We start from the raw sequence: 2,823 nt of genomic DNA on the forward strand, positions 1-2,823 counted from the left end.
CCTCCCCCTGACCATCAGCGGCAAGATCGACCGCAAGTCCCTCCCCGACCCCGTCCCCGACCGCGCCACCCCCACCTCCGATAGGCTTATCCCAGACCCCGCTCCCGTAGCTCAGGGGATAGAGCACAGGTTTCCTAAACCTGGTGTCGTAGGTTCGATTCCTACCGGGGGCACCCACCAAAAGCGCCTGTGACCTGCACGAACGAAGGTCACAGGCGCTTCTTCATGTCCGGCGATCAACGGCTGTCAGCCGCTGTTTGCGGTTGATCCATCCCAATGCTTGCCCAAACGATCACTCGTCTGACAACGCCGCTGAGATTCGTCGCCGTGCAGCCTCGTCCTGTCCGACGATGCACTTGGCATAGATCTTCAGGAGCACATCGACGCTGTGACCGGCCCAGGCCGCCACCTGCGTGGCTGGAACCCCAGCGTTGAGCCAGGTGGAGACGCAGGCGTGGCGCAGGTCGTACGGACGCTTGGCGAGGGAAGTCTGTGCCTCCTCCTCCGTGAACGTTTTGCGGCGGGCCGCGATCCACGCCCGCCGATAAGTGATGTTGGGAAGGTCTCCCCCACGGACGCCGTAGAAGAGACGCCCATCATCACCCTTAGTGAATTCTGTGAGGTGTACCCGAAGAATTGCCGTCAGCGGTGGCGGACACGGGATGGTTCGCGTCTGACCCTCCGCCCGATGCTTAAGGGCTCGCAGCTCACGGCTGGATCCGTCGTCGGTCCACTCCTTCCCTGCGAACGGTGCCGCCTTGCCGATGTGTATTTCGCCCCACACTTCCTCGTCTCCCTCGTCCAAGGGCGGAAGCGTGATGTTGCAGACACGCAGGTTGACTGCCTCTTCTGGCCGAAGGGCGGCGTAATACATCACAGCGAAGAAGGCGATGAGGCGTTTGCCGCTTGGCTTTTGCAGGCCCACGGCCTTCAGCAGGTCACGCGCCTGTACGTGATTAATAACGCTCACGCGATCAACTTCGTGTGTGCACTTGGGCGGTGTCCATTTCAGCGACTTGAGTGGATTCTCTGCAAGCAGGTCCAGCTCAACTGCGTAGTCCAGGGCGTTGGACAGCACCAGGCGATGTTTCTTCGCCGTGGTCGCGGCCGCACGCTTTCCCTCGACGGTTGAGGTGGCCGCATCGAGAACTTCGCGGATCGTTCCAGGTTCAGCCAGCGCGGAGACTGGTTTGGTGTTCTCGCTCAGCCAGCGGAGCGCCTCGGCTGCATCTCCCTGGGCTGCTTCACGCTGCCGCGTGTTGAAGGCGCGACGGTGCATGGCAGACCGCAGGTTCACGTCTGTGGGCTTACCTCGCTTCCGGGCGTACATGGCGGGGGTCGCCGCAGTCAGGGCCCGTGCAATGACCTGGCGGTAGTTCGCGGAAGCACTCTTCCATTTCATGTCTACGTACTTGCATGCGAATTCATACCAGGTCATTTCAGGCGCGGCGGTGCGACTCCAAGCCACGGGTTCGCCGGTAACCAGGCTGAATGCTTCTCCAGCCCGCGCAGCCGTTACCAGAGAACACCTTGGGAAATAGGAACACGGGCTCTTCTTCATGTCGTATCCACGGGGAACGCTCGGCGTGCGCCTGAGCGATCCTGCGTCCTAAGAGTTCGTCCTGGCCAACGATGCACCCGCTCGTCACACGTGATCGCTCAGGTCAGTCAGTGCGGCGGGCATTGGACGCTCTGCGGCTGCATTCGGCCGGCTAGTTACCGCGAACGGAAACGCATTTTCAACCCACAGCAGCCCGGCCAACTCCGGTGGCATGTCCCACTTAGGCGACGGGGAGTTTACACGCCCGATGTGGGTGTCCCCGGCCTTGAATTGGAAGGTGATGACCGACTGACCGTGGAGCAGGTCATCAAGTTCCTCTAGTCCCAGGCCGGTGAACGGGTGGGCACCTACGGCCACCACCAGTGGCAGGTCGTGGGAGTTGACGAGCTGGCGGTACTTATTGATCTTTGTCCTGATAGGTCCGATGATCTGCTCCGCGCTGACCTGCCCGGCAATGGAGCTGGGCGGTTCGAAGCAGGCGAACAGACCAAAGGGCGAAGGGAGCGGGTAACCATATCGGCTCGCCTGGACGAGAAAGGTATGGCCGGTGCTGGTGGGTATGCGCGATGGGCATCCGGGGCTGCTCAGGGCTTGATGTACCTCGCTCGCCGCCTTCTTCGCTGTCTTCGCAGTTGGTGCTGGGATGGGCTGTCCAGTTGGTTCCAACATCAGCACAACACCGACCGGGATCTTCTTGATCTGTTGAGTGAGCTGGTGCCAGGCACGCATGTTGCCGTAGGTCTCCCTGGGAGGAGAGGCGGTATGCACCTCGACCAGACAGACGGGCTTTCCATCGTCGGTGAGTACCGTCCAGTCAGGTGTCTGCCCATCCCAGGAACGGTCATAGACCAATTGGAGCCCAGCGCGCCGTAATGCAGCTCCGGTGGCCATCTCAAAGTGGACAGGCCAATAGTGTTCGTCCAGCCAGACATTCCGGGCGAGCCGGTCGGCCTGCTTCGCGGGTAGTCGTCCGAGTTGCTCGTCGAGCCACGCCCGACGTGGCGCGAACTCCTCATCAACGGCGTTGTCATAAGTGAGAGAGCGACCTTGAGGAGTCTTGGCACCATGACGACGCTGGTACTCCTCGACGAACTCCTGGTCGAATCGCCTCGGCGGGGGCGCGTCGCTGTTCATGCAGGGCCCCGGCGTATCGATGATCTGAGCTGATCTGAGGGATTTGCTCATAGCGAGAACAGCACCAGCATTCGGTGTGGGACGTAGGCGTGGCGGCGACGGGCATGAGCGATGTTGGCGATGCCTTT

The 2,823-nt window shown here is 61.5% G+C and carries 2 protein-coding genes and 1 tRNA gene; 1 reads left to right on the plus strand and 2 read right to left on the minus strand.

Annotated features, from left to right (window positions below):
- Positions 1–100 precede the first annotated feature (100 nt).
- A tRNA-Arg gene (locus KIP79_RS46000) sits at positions 101–173 on the plus strand.
- 119 nt (positions 174–292) lie between these two features.
- Here KIP79_RS46000 and KIP79_RS46005 read toward each other — a convergent pair.
- Together KIP79_RS46005 and KIP79_RS46010 are read right to left on the minus strand one after the other, a co-directional pair.
- Positions 293–1,561: a tyrosine-type recombinase/integrase gene (locus KIP79_RS46005; RefSeq protein ID WP_214111403.1), complete on the minus strand. Its 1,269-nt coding sequence runs from the start codon at positions 1,559–1,561 to the stop codon at positions 293–295.
- 84 nt (positions 1,562–1,645) lie between these two features.
- Entirely contained in the window at positions 1,646–2,746 is a 1,101-nt protein-coding gene (locus tag KIP79_RS46010) for a hypothetical protein (protein ID WP_214111404.1), read from the minus strand.
- Between the last annotated feature and the right edge of the window lie 77 nt (positions 2,747–2,823).

It is taken from the genome of Acrocarpospora catenulata, from assembly GCF_018476525.1.
Taxonomy (GTDB): domain Bacteria; phylum Actinomycetota; class Actinomycetes; order Streptosporangiales; family Streptosporangiaceae; genus Acrocarpospora; species Acrocarpospora catenulata.